General features: G+C 72.2%; 16 protein-coding genes and 3 tRNA genes. 9 read left to right on the plus strand and 10 right to left on the minus strand.

What is annotated here, in order from left to right:
- Nucleotides 1-18: 18 nt before the first annotated feature.
- From FHX71_RS01920 to bcp, 5 genes are all read right to left on the minus strand, one after another.
- Nucleotides 19-633 (minus strand): DsbA family protein, encoded by a 615-nt coding sequence (locus FHX71_RS01920; RefSeq protein WP_312876893.1) that lies wholly within the window; start codon nt 631-633, stop codon nt 19-21.
- A gap of 290 nt (nt 634-923) precedes the next feature.
- Entirely contained in the window at nt 924-1,331 is a 408-nt protein-coding gene (locus FHX71_RS01925; protein ID WP_182614173.1) for a hypothetical protein, read from the minus strand.
- Between the two features lie 62 nt (nt 1,332-1,393).
- Nucleotides 1,394-1,475, minus strand: a tRNA-Leu gene (locus FHX71_RS01930).
- Nucleotides 1,476-1,510: 35 nt separating this feature from the next.
- Nucleotides 1,511-2,722 (minus strand): acyl-CoA dehydrogenase family protein, encoded by a 1,212-nt coding sequence (locus FHX71_RS01935; RefSeq protein WP_182614174.1) that lies wholly within the window; start codon nt 2,720-2,722, stop codon nt 1,511-1,513.
- Nucleotides 2,722-3,204 (minus strand): thioredoxin-dependent thiol peroxidase, encoded by a 483-nt coding sequence (bcp, locus tag FHX71_RS01940; protein ID WP_182614175.1) that lies wholly within the window; start codon nt 3,202-3,204, stop codon nt 2,722-2,724. Before bcp ends, FHX71_RS01935 begins: the two co-directional genes overlap by 1 nt.
- 149 nt (nt 3,205-3,353) lie before the next feature.
- Between bcp and FHX71_RS01945 the strand changes: the two genes are divergently transcribed.
- The 3 genes from FHX71_RS01945 (at nt 3,354) to FHX71_RS01955 (ending at nt 4,018) form a co-directional block, all read left to right on the plus strand.
- Complete coding sequence (locus FHX71_RS01945; protein ID WP_182618411.1) at nt 3,354-3,650, plus strand: GroES family chaperonin; 297 nt, start codon at nt 3,354-3,356, stop codon at nt 3,648-3,650.
- A 112-nt stretch (nt 3,651-3,762) separates the two neighbouring features.
- A tRNA-Lys gene (locus FHX71_RS01950) sits at nt 3,763-3,838 on the plus strand.
- 107 nt (nt 3,839-3,945) lie between these two features.
- Nucleotides 3,946-4,018, plus strand: a tRNA-Lys gene (locus FHX71_RS01955).
- 69 nt (nt 4,019-4,087) lie between these two features.
- Here FHX71_RS01955 and FHX71_RS01960 read toward each other — a convergent pair.
- Nucleotides 4,088-4,390, minus strand: coding sequence for a hypothetical protein (locus tag FHX71_RS01960; RefSeq protein WP_182614176.1), 303 nt, complete (start codon nt 4,388-4,390; stop codon nt 4,088-4,090).
- A 174-nt stretch (nt 4,391-4,564) separates the two neighbouring features.
- Here FHX71_RS01960 and FHX71_RS01965 point away from each other — a divergent pair, with 174 nt between their 5' ends.
- Nucleotides 4,565-8,074: a metallophosphoesterase gene (locus FHX71_RS01965; protein ID WP_182614177.1), complete on the plus strand. Its 3,510-nt coding sequence runs from the start codon at nt 4,565-4,567 to the stop codon at nt 8,072-8,074.
- Nucleotides 8,071-9,366, plus strand: coding sequence for a HupE/UreJ family protein (locus FHX71_RS01970; protein ID WP_182614178.1), 1,296 nt, complete (start codon nt 8,071-8,073; stop codon nt 9,364-9,366). The genes FHX71_RS01965 and FHX71_RS01970 overlap by 4 nt, the downstream gene beginning before the upstream one ends.
- 131 nt (nt 9,367-9,497) lie before the next feature.
- On the opposite strand, the gene FHX71_RS01975 is transcribed toward FHX71_RS01970, so the two are convergent.
- Nucleotides 9,498-10,499 carry an alpha/beta fold hydrolase gene (locus FHX71_RS01975; protein ID WP_182614179.1) on the minus strand — a complete coding sequence of 334 codons (1,002 nt, stop codon included), beginning with the start codon at nt 10,497-10,499 and terminating at the stop codon, nt 9,498-9,500.
- An 85-nt stretch (nt 10,500-10,584) separates the two neighbouring features.
- Here FHX71_RS01975 and FHX71_RS01980 point away from each other — a divergent pair, with 85 nt between their 5' ends.
- Nucleotides 10,585-11,148 carry a TetR/AcrR family transcriptional regulator gene (locus tag FHX71_RS01980; RefSeq protein WP_220489427.1) on the plus strand — a complete coding sequence of 188 codons (564 nt, stop codon included), beginning with the start codon at nt 10,585-10,587 and terminating at the stop codon, nt 11,146-11,148.
- Between the two features lie 48 nt (nt 11,149-11,196).
- Here the strand turns inward: FHX71_RS01980 and FHX71_RS01985 are convergent, their stop codons facing one another.
- Both FHX71_RS01985 and FHX71_RS01990 read right to left on the minus strand, forming a co-directional pair.
- Complete coding sequence (locus FHX71_RS01985; protein ID WP_182614180.1) at nt 11,197-11,493, minus strand: hypothetical protein; 297 nt, start codon at nt 11,491-11,493, stop codon at nt 11,197-11,199.
- Nucleotides 11,494-11,527: 34 nt separating this feature from the next.
- Nucleotides 11,528-11,707 carry a hypothetical protein gene (locus tag FHX71_RS01990; protein ID WP_182614181.1) on the minus strand — a complete coding sequence of 60 codons (180 nt, stop codon included), beginning with the start codon at nt 11,705-11,707 and terminating at the stop codon, nt 11,528-11,530.
- Nucleotides 11,708-11,837: 130 nt separating this feature from the next.
- Between FHX71_RS01990 and trmB the strand changes: the two genes are divergently transcribed.
- The 3 genes from trmB to FHX71_RS02005 all read left to right on the plus strand — a co-directional run bounded on the left by trmB (nt 11,838) and on the right by FHX71_RS02005 (nt 14,857).
- On the plus strand, nt 11,838-12,632 hold the full coding sequence (gene trmB, locus FHX71_RS01995) for a tRNA (guanosine(46)-N7)-methyltransferase TrmB (RefSeq protein WP_182614182.1): 795 nt from the start codon (nt 11,838-11,840) through the stop codon (nt 12,630-12,632).
- Between the two features lie 240 nt (nt 12,633-12,872).
- Complete coding sequence (locus FHX71_RS02000) at nt 12,873-13,211, plus strand: DUF485 domain-containing protein (RefSeq protein ID WP_182614183.1); 339 nt, start codon at nt 12,873-12,875, stop codon at nt 13,209-13,211.
- Nucleotides 13,212-13,222: 11 nt separating this feature from the next.
- Complete coding sequence (locus FHX71_RS02005; RefSeq protein ID WP_182618413.1) at nt 13,223-14,857, plus strand: monocarboxylic acid transporter; 1,635 nt, start codon at nt 13,223-13,225, stop codon at nt 14,855-14,857.
- A gap of 68 nt (nt 14,858-14,925) precedes the next feature.
- On the opposite strand, the gene FHX71_RS02010 is transcribed toward FHX71_RS02005, so the two are convergent.
- Nucleotides 14,926-15,921, minus strand: a complete 996-nt coding sequence (locus FHX71_RS02010; protein ID WP_182614184.1) for an epimerase — start codon at nt 15,919-15,921, stop codon at nt 14,926-14,928.
- Nucleotides 15,922-16,018: the final 97 nt, after the last annotated feature.

The raw sequence follows: 16,018 nt of genomic DNA on the forward strand, positions 1-16,018 counted from the left end.
CGCCCGCGGCCGTGACGCCTACTGGCCCAGCGACCCCTCGACGGCCGCGACCAGGTCGGCGGGACTCTGGGTCTCCAGCTTCTCGCCGTCCAGGAAGAACGTGGGCGTGCCGCTGACCCCGAGCGCCCGGCCCTCGTCGAAGTCGCGCTGGACGCGCTCGGCGGTCGCCGGGTCGGCCACTGCGGCGTCGAACTGCTCCAGGTCGAGGCCGAGGTCCCGCGCGAAGCCGCGGAAGACCTCGGCCTGCGAGTCCTGGACCTCGCCCCACTCGGCCTGCGTCTCGTACATGCGCTGGTACATGGGCTCCAGGGCGTCCTGCCCGGCCGCCGCCTCGACCGCGACGGCGGCGTGGACCGAGTTGGCGTGCGCGGGGATCGGGAAGTAGCGGATCACGACGGTGAGCTCCTCGCCGTACTGCTCCTTGAGCTGTTCGACCGTGGGGTAGTAGGCGCGGCAGACCTCGCACTCGAAGTCCAGGAACTCGACGAGCACGGCCTGCTCGTCGGCGGCCTGGTTCAGGACGTGGCTGTCCTCGCGCACGACCTGGGCGTCCCCGGTCGGTGCGTCGGGGCGGGACGTCAGGATGAACACGACGAGCAGGACGACCAGGCCGAGCACCCCGGCCAGGAGCACGATCTGCAGCAGCCGCCGCGGCGTCAGACGCCCGGCGGCTGTCGTGCGCCGGGGAGCCGGGCCTCCGGATCCCGACCTCGCGGAGGCGGATCGGTTGGTCGTGGGTCGCTGGTCGGAAGTTCGCCGGGTCGAGGGACGTGGGCCGGCGGGTCGCTGGGTCATGGGATTCCTCCACGGGTTCGGGCATGCCGGTGGCGCGGGGCGCCCCGGCATCAGGGCGGGTGGGCGCGCGGCCGGTGGCCGCGCGGTGGTTCGCACGGCGGACGACGGCGTCCGCCCGGCGAGCCTGCCTACGTGCGGCTGATGCCCCAGAGCACCGGGTCGTGCCCGAGCGCCCGCGCCAGGGTGTGCGCCTGCGCCACGTGGGCCCCCGCGAGGAGCAGGGGCGGCAGGACGACGCGGTACGCCGCCGGCGCGCACACGGCCGGCTCGGACCCGGTGACGAGCGGTGCGCGCAGGCTCAGCAGGCCGGGCATGTCCGTGCCGTGCTGCCCGCCGTGCGCGGGGCAGTCGTCGGAGGCCGCGGCCACGCCCTTGCCGGAGGGCTGGTCGGCATGGTGCTGGACCGTCACGACGTGCGGCTCCGGCGCCGCGGTGCCCGGGGTGGCGAGGCCCAGCAGCCCGGCCAGCGCGAGCAGCACGACGAGCGCGTACCGCGAGGCGGTCGCGCGCGCTCCGGGCCGGGTCGAGAGGGTCATGTCGGGGCGATCGTAGACGAACCGGCCCGATGCCGGGAGGTCGACGTCGACACTGCTCAGGGTGCGCGAGGGGGGACTCGAACCCCCACGTCCGGAGACACCAGGACCTAAACCTGGCGCGGCTGCCAATTACGCCACTCGCGCGCGGCGCTCAGTCTACGGGCAGGTGAGCGCCCAGGTCAGCGGAACGCGGCGATCCCCGTGATGTGTCGGCCCAGCACGAGCGTGTGCACCTCGTCGGTGCCCTCGTAGGTGCGCACCGACTCCAGGTTGTTGGCGTGCCGCATCGGCGAGTGGTCGAGCGTCACGCCGTTGCCGCCCAGGATCGTGCGCGCGGTCCGGCAGACGTCGATCGCGATGCGGGCGTTGTTCAGCTTGCCGGCCGAGATCATGTGCCCCTGCAGACGTCCGGCGTCCTTGAGCCGGCCCAGGCGCAGCGCCATGAGCTGTGCCTTGGTGATCTCCAGCGCCATGTCGACGAGCTTGGCCTGCGTGAGCTGGAAGCCCGCGACCGGCGTGCCGAACTGCTCGCGCCCCTGCGCGTACGCCAGGGCGGACTCGAAGGCGTCCCGGGCGGCGCCGACGGCGCCCCACACGATGCCGTAGCGGGCCTCGTCGAGGCACGCGAACGGCCCGGCCAGTCCCGGGTGCTCCGGCAGGATCGCGTCCGCGGGCAGGCGCACGCCGTCCAGCGTGACGTCGCACTGCACCGACGCCCGCATCGACAGCTTCGGCTCGATGGGCACCGCGGTGAACCCGGGGGTCGACGTCGGCACGACGAACCCGCGCACCCGGTCCCGTTCGCTCCCGTCGTCCTGCGGCTCTCGGACCTTGGCCCAGATGATCGCGACGTCGGCGAACGAGGCCATGCCGATCCACCGCTTGGCGCCGTCCAGGACCCACTCGCCGCCGGCGTCGCCGCCCTCGGCGCCGGGCTCGAACCTGGCGCGGGTGGTCATGCTCGCCGGGTCGGAGCCGGCCCCGGGCTCGGTGAGCCCGAAGCAGCCCACGACCTCGCCCGTGGCCATCCGCGGCAGCCACCGCTGCTTCTGCGCCTCGGAGCCGTGCTTGTGGATGGCCGACATCGCCAGCGAGCCCTGCACCGAGACGAAGGTGCGGATGCCGGAGTCGCCGGCCTCCAGCTCCTGCGCCGCCAGCCCGTACTCGACGGCGGACCGGCCCGCGCAGCCGTAGCCCTCCAGGTGCATGCCGAGCACCCCGAGCTCGCCCAGCTCGGGGACGAGCTCGCGCGGGAAGTGCGCGTCGGCGAACCACCGCGCGATGTCCGGCCGCACCCGGCGGTCCACGAACTCCCGCACGCGGTCGCGCGTCGCGAGCTCGGTGTCGCTGAGCTCGGCGTCGAGGTCGAGCAGGTCGGCCGGCGATCCCACTAGGAGTCGAGCCCCAGCACCTTGCGGATCCGGGCCACGTGGCCCGTCGCCTTCACGTTGTAGAACGACTCGGCGACCGTCAGGTCCGGGTTCACGACGACCGTGGAGCGGATCACGCCCACGTAGGTCTTGCCGTAGTTCTGCTTCTCGCCCCAGGCGCCGTACGCCTCCAGCGTCGCGTGCTCCTCGTCGGACGCGAGGGGGAAGGTGAGCGCCTCGGACTCGGCGAACTTGGCGAGCTTGGCGACCTTGTCGGGGGAGATGCCCACGACGGCGTAGCCGGCGCCCAGCAGGGACGCCTCCGAGTCGCGGAAGTCGCACGCCTCCTTGGTGCAGCCCGGCGTCGCGGCGGCCGGGTAGAAGTACACGATGACGCCCTTGTCCGTGCTCTTCGCCAGGTCGGCGAGGCGGACGGAGGCGCCGTCGGCGGTCGGGAGAGTGAAGTCGGGAGCCTTGTCCCCGGGCTCGAGGCGAGTCGTCATGCCCGTAACGTTAGCCGCCCTCGGGGCTCCCCGTGCGCCGTGCGCCGGCGGCCTGTGGACAACCCCGTTCGGCAGTCGCGTAGCGTTGTCCTGTGAGCACCTCCGCCGTGACCGACTCCGTGACGAAGCCCGGAAACCTCCCGATCCGCATGCTGCACGACCGGCTGCTGGTCGAGCCCGAGACGGACTCGTCGGAGCGGCAGTCGACGGCGGGTCTCGTGATCCCGGCGACCGCCGTCGGCCCCAAGCGGCTCGCCTGGGCGACGGTCGTGGCCAAGGGGGAGCACGTGCGGCAGGTCGACGTCGGCGACCGCGTCCTGTTCGACCCGGAGGACCGCGCGGAGGTCGACCTGGCCGGCACCGACTACGTGCTCCTGCGCGAGCGCGACGTGCACGGCGTGGCCGAGAGCGACGAGGCCGACGGCTCCACGGGGCTCTACCTCTAGGCCGCTCCCGGATCCTCGCGGCGCGGGCCGGCTGTCGTGCAGTTCACAGGCCGGGCCAGCTCGTTCGGTTACCGATGACGCCGCTGGTCCTGGTAGTGTTTCTTCCCGTTGCGCGCCATTAGCTCAATTGGCAGAGCAGCTGACTCTTAATCAGCGGGTTCTAGGTTCAAGTCCTAGATGGCGCACCAACGCGACGGTTCGACGGCCCCCTCCGGGGGTGCTGGCGGGCACTGTCGCGAGGCGGAGAAAAGTGGTGCGCCGAGGGTCCTGAGCCCTGGTAATCTTTCCGTCGCAGGCGCCATTAGCTCAATTGGCAGAGCAGCTGACTCTTAATCAGCGGGTTCATGGTTCGAGTCCATGATGGCGCACAGCATGCAGAAGGCCCCCACCACGGTGGGGGCCTTCGCCGTTCCCGCTGTGTCTGCCTGAGATCAGGGTCAGAACACCTTCACGGGGAACAGCTCGGTCCGCGCCACCACCCGGTCCCGCTCCTCCGTCAGCGCCGTGCGCCGGGGGTCGGCCAGGTACCCGTCGAGCTCCCGCTGCCCGGCGAACCGGTAGAGCTGCACCTCGTGCGGCCGGCCCCGCCTGCCGTCGGACGACGCGCGCTGCAGCACCGTGCCGCCGTGCTCCGGGACGAGTGCGAGCACCCGGTCCTCGTAGGCCGCCATGGCCGCCTCCTGGCCCGGGTGCGCCCACAGCAGGCAGCACAGCCGGATCTCCTCGTCGTCGTTCGCCACACCTTGAGCCTAGAGCCCTGCCGGTTGACGGGAGAGCCCGGCCGACCCCCGCGGGGTGCCCACAATTTGTCCGGTTGTCGCCTGGTGCACCTGTGGAGTTCACCCGCTCCGGCCAGGTTTGTCCTCCGGGCGTGCTCGGAGCCGTCCACCCCACGGACCTTAGGGAGGACGGCCATGCGGCCAGTCACCAGGAAACAGCGCGGCCGGCAGCAGGCCGCGCTCGTCGCGGCGGTCACGGCCGCGACGCTCGCCCTGACGGGCTGGGCCGCGACGTCGTCGTCGGCCGCGCCCGCGGACACGGACACCGGCACGCCTGCCGCGACCAGGACGGCGCCGCACGCGCCGGAGGCGCCGTCGTCGGGCGCCCCGATTCTCACCCCGGACGAGGGCGAGTTCCTCGAGGGCACCGTGCCCGTCGCGGCCGTGCCCGTCGCGCCCGGCGACGACGTCGAGCGCCTGACCGTCGACGGCACGGACGTCCCCGGCGCCACGGAGACCCTCGGCACGTCGGTGCTCGGCTACACGGTCGGCACCAACTCGACCGAGGCGCGGTACAAGAACCACGTGGTCGTGAACGGCTCGGCGCCCATCTACCTGCCCGACGCCGTGAGCGAGCGCGTCGAGCTGGAGGTGCCCAACGAGTACCTCGTGACCGGCGAGAACACGGTCGAGGTCGTCGTGGGCACCATCAGCTCCGACTGCGGCGTCAACCACGACGACTTCGTGCTCTCGGACCTGACCCTGGAGCCGCTCGGCGAGCTGGCCGACGGCGAGGAGAACGAGTACACCTACTCGTTCGGCGACGGCACCTGCGGCAGCAACACCAGCCTGCTGCTGCGCGCGGAGCTGACCTTCTTCGTCCAGGGCGACCCGCAGGGCACCACCGGCCTGAGCGCCGACCTCGACACCACGACGCTGACCAACGGCGCGCACACGATCGAGGCGCGCACGGCGTCGGGCGACTCGACGAAGCACCGCGTCCGCGTGAACAACGCGCCCGCCGGCGCGCCCCGCCTCACGCCCGTCGACGGCACGCTCGCCAACAGCACCGTCACCGTCACGGGCGCGCGCCCGGCGGACGGCGACGGCGCGACGGCTGAGCTCACGGTCGACGGCGACGCGGTCGAGACCACCGAGACGCTCGGCGCGGGCGACGCGGCCTTCTCCTTCAACGTCGGCTCGAACGCCGTCGACGGCCAGGCCGCGAACCTGCTGGTCGTCAACGGCATCGAGACGCCGATGGGCGGCTCGTACGCGAGCCAGCGCGCCGACGTCGTCATCCCGAACGAGTGGCTGCGCCCCGGCGACAACACGGTCAAGGTCGTCACCGGCACCTTCGCGGGCGACTGCAACCGCGACGACTTCACGATCTCGAACCTCGCGCTGACCCCCGCCGCGGGCACCGCGGCCGGCGTCGGGCTCAAGCCCTCCTACGCGATGGGCGACGGCACCTGCGGCTCCAGCGGCACCGCGCTGCGCGAGGTCACGCTGACCTTCACGGTCGACGCCCCCGCGCGCGGCCTGCGCGCCGACGTGGACACTGCCACCCTGTCCGACGGCGAGCACGAACTCGCGGCGACGTCGACCACGGGGGAGACCGCCACCCGCGCGCTCTTCACCGACAACTCCGGCCCGGCGCTGGTCTCCGCGACCCCCGCGGACGGCGACCGGCTCACCTCCGCCGTGCCGCTCGCCGTTGCCGTGGACGACGCCTCCGGCGTGGTGCAGGGCCCGGACGTCACGCTCGACGGCGACGAGATCGCCGTCGGCGACCCCGTCGGCCCGGGCCTGCCCGCCGGCGACCACACCCTCGTGGTGAAGGCCACGGACGGCCTCGGCAACGAGGTCACCCACGAGATCGCCTTCGTGAGCGCCGGCATCCCGGACGTGCCGACGGACGTCGCCCCGGCGTCGGGCACGAAGGGTGTGGGCCGCACGGCCACGCTCAAGGCGACGGTCGCGGAGCCCGACGGCGGCGACGTCACCGCGCGCTTCTCCGCCGCGGAGATCCTGACCCCGAACCAGGCTTGGCAGGGCCGGGCGGACGCCGTCCCCACGACGCTGAGCGTGCGGGGCGAGAAGAAGCTGAGCACCAAGGCGCTGGAGCCCGGCGACGGGAAGTCGGTGGAGTCCCCGGCCGCGGGCGACGTGACCTACCAGCGGTTCGACGTGCCGGTCCGCGGCAAGGTCGAGGCGCCCGTGCTGCGCTGGGAGGGCACCGCCGACCCGGCGCGTCTGGTCAGCCTGCGGGCCTGGAACCCGGACACCGACGCCTGGGACGTCGTCGCCTCCGCGCGCGGCGCGGCCGAGGGCGGCACCGTCCTGGAGGGCACCGTGAGCCGGGACTACGTGGACCGCGGCAAGGTGCACGCCATGGTCACCGGCGAGGACCCCTTCGCGGACGACCTCGACGCCGGGGACAAGGACCGCTTCGACGACCCGGACGCCTACGACTTCTCGATGGTGCACTACACGGACACGCAGTACCTGACCGAGGGCGCCGTCGAGCAGGAGACCGCCGAGGAGCGGGCCGTCTGGGCGCAGGGCTACAACGGCGTCATGGACTGGATCGTCGACAACGCCGACGAGCGCAAGATCGCCTACGTGGCGCACACCGGCGACATCACCGAGACCAACATCCGGGCGTACCCGCCGGAGCTGGAGGACCAGGTGATCGGCGAGTTCGAGTTCGCGTCCCAGGCGCAGGCCCGGATCGACGCCGCCGGCATCCCGAACGGCGTCGTCGCCGGTAACCACGACAACCAGTCCGGCACCGACCCGACGCTCTACGACCAGTACTTCGGCCCCGACCGGTACGAGGACCTCGAACAGGGCTGGGACGACGCGTCCTACGGCGGCACCATGACGCCGGGCTCGAACGAGAACCACTACGACCTGTTCTCGGCCGGCGGCCTGGACTTCGTCGTCGTCGGCCTGTCCTACGGCGTCACGCGCGACGAGGCCGAGTGGGCCGCGTCGATCTTCGAGCGCTACTCGCACCGCAACGGCATCCTGCTCACGCACGACTACCTGGAGCCCTCCTCGTCGCCCGACGGGCGCGGCGCCAACTTCGGCGGGTCCGACGGGCCGCTGCTCTACAACCTGCTCGTCAAGGACAACCCGAACGTGTTCATGGTGCTCGCCGGGCACCGGCACGGCGTGGGCACCAACGTGCGCCCGCCCGTGGTCGGGGACATCGGCGGCGGCGTGGTCGAGCTGCTCGCGGACTACCAGTTCTACACGGTGTCCGCCGGCCAGCTCGGGCTCGCCGAGATCGGCGGGTACGAGCCGGCCGACCAGCTCCAGTTCGGCGCGTCGTTCTTCCGCATGCTGCAGTTCGACGTCGACCGCGGCGAGGTCTCCATCGACACCTACTCGCCGCTGCTGGGCGAGTTCGGCGCCACGGAGTACGACACCGAGCACCGGTACAACGGGCTCGAGGACAACATGGTGCTGCCGGTCGACCTGACCTCCCGCACCACGTCGTTCAGCACGGAGTCCGTGGTTCTGTACGACCCGGTGGACGAGATCGGCCGGGACCGCGTCGGCTCCGGCGAGGTCGCCTCCGTCCGGTGGACCGGTCTCAAGCCGGACCGCACCTACGCCTGGTTCGTCACCGCCCGCACCTCCGGCGGCGGCACGACGACGGCGTCCCCGGCGTACTTCACCACGGCGCGTCGGTGAGACTGCGCCGTTCGCTGGCCCTGGCGGGGCTGCTCGCGGTCGTGAGCAGCCCCGCCGTGGGGCAGGCCGCCTGGGCGCACGACGCGACCAGCGACGTGTACGCGGAGGTGACTTCGGCGCCGTCGGGCCCGGGTTCTGAGGGTGGCGGGCCGACGACGGACGTGTCGGCCGTGCTCGACCTCGAGTACGACCTGCTGATGAAGTCCGCCTGGCTGCGGGCCGAGGCGTACGAGGCCACGGACCGGGCGGACCAGCTCGCCCAGCTCGGCGAGCACGAGGCCGAGGTCGACGGGTACGTCACCGACCGCTTCGTGGTCACGTACGACGGCGAGCCCTGCGCCCCCGCGCTGTCCGGCGCCGACGTCGTCGAGCGCGGAGAGCGGGCCTACGCCTCGCTGGCCTACACGTTCGTGTGCGACGGCGAGCCGGAGGGCGTGCACGAGGTGTCCAGCGCCCTGTTCCCGGACGCCGAGTCGTTCGTGCACTCCACCGAGACGATCATCCGGTACTCGCTCGACGAGGAGGACGGCTCGGCGGTGCTCACCACGGCGTCGCCCACCCTGACGACGGGGGAGCACCGGCTGCTCCAGCAGGTGGGGGAGTTCTTCGTGCTGGGCGGCGAGCACCTGCTGTTCGGCGTCGACCACGTGCTGTTCCTGCTGGCGCTGCTGATCGGGGCGCGGCGGCTGCGCGACGTCGTCCTGATGGCGACGGCGTTCACCGTGGCGCACTCCGTGACGTTCCTGCTCGCGGCCCTCGGCGTGGTGTCGGTGCCGGCGATCGTGGTGGAGCCGGTGATCGCGGCGTCGATCGCGGTCGTGGCGGTGGTGGACCTGGTGCTGATCTGGCGGGGTGGGGCCGGGGGCGGGCTCGGGCTCGGGGGGTCGGCGTCGGCCGGTCCGACGTCGGGCACGGTGCGGGACGCGCTGCGGTGGCGGGCGCCGGCCGGTCTTCGTGACGGCGGACTTCGGGACGCCGGTCTCCGGGACGAGCGCGGCGCGTGGGACCGGTGGCGGCTGCCCGTGGTGTTCGTCTTCGGGCTGGTGCACGGCGTCGGGTTCGCGGGCGCGCTCGGCATCGACGCGGCCTGGTCGTGGACGCTGCTGTGGTCGCTGCTGTCGTTCAACGTGGGCATCGAGGCGGTGCAGCTCGGGATCATCGCGGTGGTGTTCCCGTTGCTGGTCCTGCTGCGCGTGCGGGCGCCGAGAACGGCCCGCTGGGTGTTGTTGGTGAGCTGCGCGGCGATAGCGGCGCTGGCCCTCTACTGGGTGGTGGACCGGCTCGCGGGCTGACGCTCTGCGGCTGGCCGGCGGACGCCGGCGGAATTTGAACGTAGGTGTAGTCGCACTCTGAGCGCTCAGAGTGCGACCACACCTACGTTCAGTTGTGCCCGGGAGCCCAGCCGTTCGGCATCAGCGGCCGGTTACGGATGCGCCGACCAGAACGTCTCCAGCTCTGCGTCCAGGGCCGGCGCCACCTGCATCGGCAGCGAGTGCGTCGTGTCCGGCCAGATCTTGACCTGCGCGTCCGGGATGAGCCGCGCCTTGTCGGCCGCCGCCTCGCCCCCGGCCAGCGACGAGTCGCTCGCGATCGCCACGTACACGGGCATCGGCAGCGCCCCCAGCTCGGCGTCGCTCAGCACGCTCGGGCTGGGCAGCCCCGACGAGCTGTAGCTCTCCGAGCCGACGGCGATCATCCGGGCCAGCGGGTCGCCGGGGTCCACCTCGTCGTCCGACACGCCGCCGATCCGGTTCAGCGCGGACTCCCGCCACGACTGGGGGAGGAACGGCAGCGAGACCGGGATGGTCGTGAGGATCACGGAGAGCGGCATCATGCCCAGCGTCATGACGGGCTCCAGCAGCGTGAGGCTCGCCAGCCGGTCCGGGTGCCGCACCGCCACGGCGGCCGCGAGCCCGCCGCCCTGCGAGTGCCCCACGAGGTGAACCCGGTCGAGGTCGAGGTCGGCCAGCGCCTCGTCCACCCAGCGTGCGGCGTCGCCGACGTCGCGCATCGCCACCGTCTGCTCCGACAGTCCCGTGTCGCCGAGCGTGTCGAAGGCGTAGACGGTGCGGTGTTCGACGAGGTCGGGCAGGTTGTCGGCCCACATCGGGGTCGCGGCCGACCGGCCCGGCAGCAGGACCACGGGCGTGGCGTCGGCGTCGTCGGGGTGCACCCAGGCGTAGGCGCGGACCGTGCCGAAGCTCGTGGCGACGTCGTGCGTGGCGGTGGGCTCGGGCAGGCCGGCCATCGCGTCCGTGTACGCGTCGTCGTACGCCTGGCGTGCCTCGGGCGTGCGGAAGTGGCCGACGCCGGGCCCGCCCGCCGCGACGAGCAGCACCAGCCCGCTCGTGGAGACCGCCGCGACGACGGCGAGCAGGACGGTCGGCCACCGACGGCGCCTCGGACCGGTGGTTCGCGTGCTCATCGGGGTTCCTCTCGACGTCGGTGCGTTTTGCAATGCACTCGCATCGTAACAGGTAGCGATGCGACCGCATTGCTATCCTGGGCGCATGCCGAGAGTCGTGGACCATGAGGAGCGCCGCTGGGAGATCGTCTTCGCGCTCTGGCTGGTCATCGCCCAGCAGGGGATCGAGGGCGTCAGCCTGCGCCACGTCGCCGCCGAGGCCGGCGTCTCGATGGGACGCATCCAGCACTACTTCGGCACCAAGGACGCCCTCGTCCTGGCCGGCTGCACCGCGCTCGTCGACCGCGCCTACGGCGGCTACCAGGAGACCGCCGACGCCGCTCCCCGTGAGCGGCTGCTGCACGTCATGAGCCAGCAGATCCCGCGGGACGACGCCGGACGGGTCGGCGTCAGCGTCTGGTACGCCTACGTGGCCAAGTCGATCAACGACGCCGCCGTCCGCCAGGTCCTGGCCGAGGCGCGACGCGGCGCCGAGGACGAGTGCGTGCGGTTGATCGTTGCCGACCGGGATGTGAGTGCCGAGGCCGCGCTGACCCAGGCCCGTCGGCTGCTGGCGCTCGCGGACGGGCTGACGCTGCGGGTGCTGGTCCGGGACCTGGAGCCGGACGAGGCGCTGGGGATGCTGGAGGCCGAGGTCGGTCGGGGGTAGCCGGGGTCGGGCGCCCGGGCGGCCCGGGTGGCCCGAACGCTCCCGGCGTCAGTCGGCGCGATCCGGGCTCCCGAACAGGTCGCCGAACGCCTCGTCGGCCTGCCGTGCGACCTCGACGTCCCGCGCCAGCCGGGCCCCGCGGTCGACCGGCCCGTCCCAGGCGCGGGGGTCCCGGGCGGGACCGTCGAGGAGCCCGCGCCGGATCCAGCCGAGCACGAGCTGCGGCCCGGAGGTACCGCTCCGGGCGGCCATCGCGGTGAGCTGGTCGCCGTCGACGTCGGACAGGTCGACGACGACCCGCCGGCCGTCGAGCTCGACGCGCGCGCAGGAGCCGCGGTCGGTCATGGATGCATCCGATCGGATGAGGCTGATGGCATGGTCACGACGGCCGGCTGGTCTCCGCGTCCGGGAAGGTCGACCAGAAGAACTCGGCGGTGCGCGAGGCGAAGGTCGGGTCGCCGCTGGAGGCGAGCGGGAGGTCGACTGGTTCGTCCCACGAGCGGTCGCGAGGACGCTCGGGCTGCTCGGAAGGCACGGCTCCGGGTGCGATGGCGAGCATCGGTGGCTCCTGACTCTGCTGGGTGAGGCGGCTGCACCCAGCCTGCCCGGTGCGTCCGCAGGCCCGCGCGTCGGGCGGCGAATCAGTGCGGATACGCAACGCCCGCCCGCGACCTCGTACGCTCTTCCCTGTGAGTCAGCCCGTTTCCGCCCAGCCCGACACCGCGCGCCAGGACACCGACACCCCGCTCGACCTCTCGGGGTTCCGGACCAAGCCGGTGTCCTTCGTGCGCCGTTCGGGCCGCCTCACGGACAAGCAGAAGCGGCTGTTGGCCGAGCGCCGCACGGCCTACGTCGTCGACGTGCCGCGCGCCATCGCCCGCACCTCCGTGCACCCCGAGTACGTGCTGGACCCGGCGGCCGTCTTCGGGCGCACGGCCCCGCTGGTCGTGGAGATCGGCTCCGGCCTGGGTGACGCCGTCGTCGCGGCGTCCTCGGCCGATCCCGAGCGCGACTACCTCGCCGTCGAGGTCTACCAGCCCGGGCTGGCGCACACGATCGCCCGCGCCGAGCGGGCCAGCGCGGCGCTGGGGCAGGACGGGCTGCCGAACCTGCGGCTGGTGCAGGCCAACGCGGCCGAGCTGCTGGAGACCACCGTCGCGGCCGGGTCGGTCGACGAGCTCTGGGTGTTCTTCCCCGACCCGTGGCACAAGGCCCGCCACCACAAGCGCCGCCTGGTCACCGCGGAGTTCGCGGCGCTTGCGGCGCGCGTGCTGCGGCCGGGCGGCACGCTCCGCCTCGCGACCGACTGGGCCGAGTACGCCGAGCAGATGGTCGAGGTCCTGGAGGCGGACGAGAACCTCGTCAACGCGCACGGTCCGGGCGTCCTGGCGCCGCGGTTCGAGCGGCGCGTGCTGACCGGGTTCGAGCGCAAGGCGCACGACGCCGGGCGGGACATCGCGGACCTGGAGTACGTGCGCCGCTGACGTCACGCCGACGTCACGCAGGTGTCATGCCGCCGTCGCGGCGACGTCGCGCTGACCTGCCGGTTTCCCGTGGCGAGCGGGTGAAAGCCGTCGCGAATGTAACGACTTGGTCAAGTCATGAAACGCGCCGTCTGAACCGTTTGCCCCGAGCGTGTGAGGTACGGCACATTGGGCCGGGTGCGAGATGCGCACACCGGGCCGCGGCAGAGCGCGCGCCCCCCATGAGCCAATGGAGGCGTCATGAGTGACGTACAGGCCGCAGGGCCTGCCGAAACCGATTACCAACGCGTCGAGCGTTCGGACGAGTTCCAGAGCCTGCGCAGGGCGTTCCGGAACTTCGTCTTCCCGATGACGGCGCTGTTCCTCGTCTGGTACCTCCTGTACGCGCTGATGAGCACGTACGCCCACGAGTTCATGAGCATCCGTGTGGCCGGCACCATCACGGTCGGGCTGGTCTTCGGGCTGCTGCAGTTCGTGTCCACGTTCGTCATCACCACGCTCTACGCGCGGTGGGCCAACGACAAATTCGACGCCCGGGCGCAGGCCCTGCGCGAGGAGATCGAGGGGGGCGAGCTGTGAACGGGACCGTCATGGCAGCGGCGGCCACGAACGTCGGCAACATCTGGGTCAACATCGGCATCTTCGCGGCGTTCGTCGTGGTCACGCTCGTCGTCGTCTTCCGGGTGTCCCGGCAAAACAAAAGCGCCGCGGACTTCTACGCCGGCGGCCGCAACTTCACCGGCACGCAGAACGGCACCGCCATCGCGGGCGACTACCTGTCCGCCGCGAGCTTCCTGGGCATCGCGGGCGCCATCGCCGTCAACGGGTACGACGGCTTCCTCTACTCCATCGGCTTCCTCGTGGCGTGGCTCGTCGCGCTGCTCCTGGTCGCCGAGCTGCTGCGCAACACCGGCAAGTTCACGATGGCCGACGTGCTGTCGTTCCGGCTCAAGCAGCGCCCGATCCGGCTCGCGGCGGCGCTGTCCACGCTCGCCGTCGTCTTCTTCTACCTGCTGGCGCAGATGGCCGGCGCGGGCGGCCTCGTCGCGCTCCTGCTCGGCATCACCGACAAGGCCGGCCAGGGCCTGGTCATCGCTGTCGTCGGCGCGCTGATGATCCTGTACGTGCTGGTGGGCGGCATGAAGGGCACCACCTGGGTGCAGATCATCAAGGCGACGCTGCTCATCGCGGGCGCCGGCGCCATGACCATCTGGGTGCTCGCGCGCTTCGGCTTCAACCTGTCGGCCGTCATGCAGGAGGCCGTCAACATGGCCGGCGAGAACGGCGAGGCGATCCTCGAGCCGGGCCTGCAGTACGGGGCGACGGCGTTGTCGCAGCTCGACTTCCTGTCGCTCGCGCTCGCCCTGGTGCTCGGTACCGCGGGCCTGCCGCACGTGCTGATGCGCTTCTACACGGTGCCGTCGGCCAAGGAGGCCCGCAAGTCCGTGGTCGTGGCGATCTGGCTGATCGGCATCTTCTACCTGTTCACGCTGGTGCTCGGGTACGGCGCGGGCGCGCTGGTTGGCCCCGAGACGATCCTCGCGGCACCCGGCGGGCAGAACTCGGCGGCACCGCTGCTCGCGTTCGAGCTCGGCGGCGAGATCCTGCTCGGCATCATCGCGGCGGTCGCCTTCGCGACGATCCTCGCGGTCGTCGCCGGGCTCACGATCACGGCGGCGGCGAGCTTCTCGCACGACATCTACGCCTCGATCATCAAGAAGGGGCAGGTCTCGCCCGACGGCGAGGTCCGGGTCGCCCGCTGGACGGTGGTCGTGATCGGCATCATCGCGATCATCGGCGGCATCTTCGCCAACGGGCAGAACATCGCGTTCCTCGTGGCGCTGGCGTTCTGCGTCGCGGCGTCGGCCAACCTGCCGACGATCATCTACTCGCTGTTCTGGAAGCGGTTCAACACGTCCGGCGCGCTGTGGAGCATCTACGGCGGCCTCGTCTCGACCGTCGTGCTGATCATCTTCTCGCCGGTCGTCTCCGGGAAGCCCGCGGACCCGGTCACCGGGCTCAGCAAGTCGATGATCAGCGACCCGTCGATCGACTTCCACTGGTTCCCGCTCGACAACCCGGGCATCGTGACGATCCCGCTCGCGTTCGTGCTCGGCATCGTCGGCACCTACCTGAGCAAGGAGCGGTCGCACCCGGAGAAGTACGCCGAGATGGAGGTTCGCTCCCTCACGGGCGCGGGCGCGGAGAAGGCCACCGCCCACTGACCCCACCCCGTCGTTGAGTGCTGGGTATTCGCCCTTTCTCGTGCGCGAGAAGGGCGAATACCCAGCACTCAACGAATACGGGTGGGGCGGGGCGGGCGGGCGAGGGCGTCGTCCAGGGCCGGGGCGAGCGTCGGCCAGCGGAAGGCGAAGCCCGACTCGGTGAGCCGCTCGGGCAGCACCCAGCGGCTCTTGAGCACCAGCTCGGCCTCGTTGCGCAGCACCCACAGCGCCGGCTCCAGCAGCCAGCGGGGCGCCGGGACGCCGACCGGCATCCGGGTCACGCGGCGCAGCTCCGCCATGAGCGTCCGGTTGTCCACCGGGCGCGGCGCGGCGAGGTTCACCGGCCCGGAGATGTCGTCGTGCTCCTCCAGGAACCGGACGGCGCGCAGCACGTCGTCGACATGGATCCACGAGAACTTCTGCCGGCCGCCGCTGCGGTGCACCGGCACGGCGCCACCGGTCGGGTGCTCGCCGATGCCGCGGTAGCGCCGGTGCCGGAACCACCACCCGTCGAGCTGCGGCCCGCCGACGCCGAGCCGCGCCACCCGCGCGAGCATGTCCGACGCCGGGCCACCGAGCACGATCGCCATCCGCAGCGCGACCCGCCGGGTGCCGGGCAGGCGTCCCGCGAAGAGCTCGTGCTCCCAGCTCCGCGCGACGTCCACGGAGAACCCGGCGCCGAGCTCGCCGTCGTCCTCGGTCTGCGGCCGGTCGAGCGCGTACCGGTAGATCGTGGCGGTGCTCGCGTTGAGCCACACGCGCGGCGGGCGGGCCGACGTCGCGACCGCGTCGTGGAGCTGCCGGTTGGTCTCGACCCGTGACCGCAGGATCTCGTCGCGGTTCCGGTCCGTGTACCGGCAGCCCACGCTCTTGCCGGCGAGGTTGACCAGCAGGTCGGCGCCGTCGACCAGGCGCTGCACGGCGGCGACGTCGGACCAGCGGGCGTCGGGGCCGGTGCGGCCGACCCGGACGACGTCGTACCCGCGCGCGGTGAGGTCGTCGACGAGCGCCCGTCCGATGAACCCGGTCCAGCCTGCTACGACGGCCCGCCTCGCCTCGGTCATGCGTCGCAGCGTATCGCCCGCCTTCCCACCCCTGCCTCGTTGAGTGCTGGGTATTCGCCCTTCCGGCGTGCGGAAAAGGGCGAATACCCAGCACTCA

The sequence above is a fragment of the Promicromonospora sukumoe genome, from assembly GCF_014137995.1.
GTDB classification, from domain to species: Bacteria; Actinomycetota; Actinomycetes; order Actinomycetales; family Cellulomonadaceae; genus Promicromonospora; species Promicromonospora sukumoe.

Excerpts from the sequence above, each read along its gene's own strand:
- FHX71_RS01925 (WP_182614173.1), bottom strand. The coding sequence starts at position 1,331 with ATGACCCTCTCGACCCGGCCCGGAGCGCGCGCGACCGCCTCGCGGTAC.
- bcp (WP_182614175.1), bottom strand. The coding sequence starts at position 3,204 with ATGACGACTCGCCTCGAGCCCGGGGACAAGGCTCCCGACTTCACTCTC.
- FHX71_RS01945 (WP_182618411.1), top strand. The coding sequence starts at position 3,354 with ATGCTGCACGACCGGCTGCTGGTCGAGCCCGAGACGGACTCGTCGGAG.
- FHX71_RS01965 (WP_182614177.1), top strand. The coding sequence starts at position 4,565 with ATGCGGCCAGTCACCAGGAAACAGCGCGGCCGGCAGCAGGCCGCGCTC.
- FHX71_RS01975 (WP_182614179.1), bottom strand. The coding sequence starts at position 10,499 with ATGAGCACGCGAACCACCGGTCCGAGGCGCCGTCGGTGGCCGACCGTC.
- FHX71_RS01980 (WP_220489427.1), top strand. The coding sequence starts at position 10,585 with ATGCCGAGAGTCGTGGACCATGAGGAGCGCCGCTGGGAGATCGTCTTC.
- FHX71_RS01985 (WP_182614180.1), bottom strand. The coding sequence starts at position 11,493 with ATGACCGACCGCGGCTCCTGCGCGCGCGTCGAGCTCGACGGCCGGCGG.
- FHX71_RS01990 (WP_182614181.1), bottom strand. The coding sequence starts at position 11,707 with ATGCTCGCCATCGCACCCGGAGCCGTGCCTTCCGAGCAGCCCGAGCGT.
- FHX71_RS02000 (WP_182614183.1), top strand. The coding sequence starts at position 12,873 with ATGAGTGACGTACAGGCCGCAGGGCCTGCCGAAACCGATTACCAACGC.
- FHX71_RS02005 (WP_182618413.1), top strand. The coding sequence starts at position 13,223 with ATGGCAGCGGCGGCCACGAACGTCGGCAACATCTGGGTCAACATCGGC.
- FHX71_RS02010 (WP_182614184.1), bottom strand. The coding sequence starts at position 15,921 with ATGACCGAGGCGAGGCGGGCCGTCGTAGCAGGCTGGACCGGGTTCATC.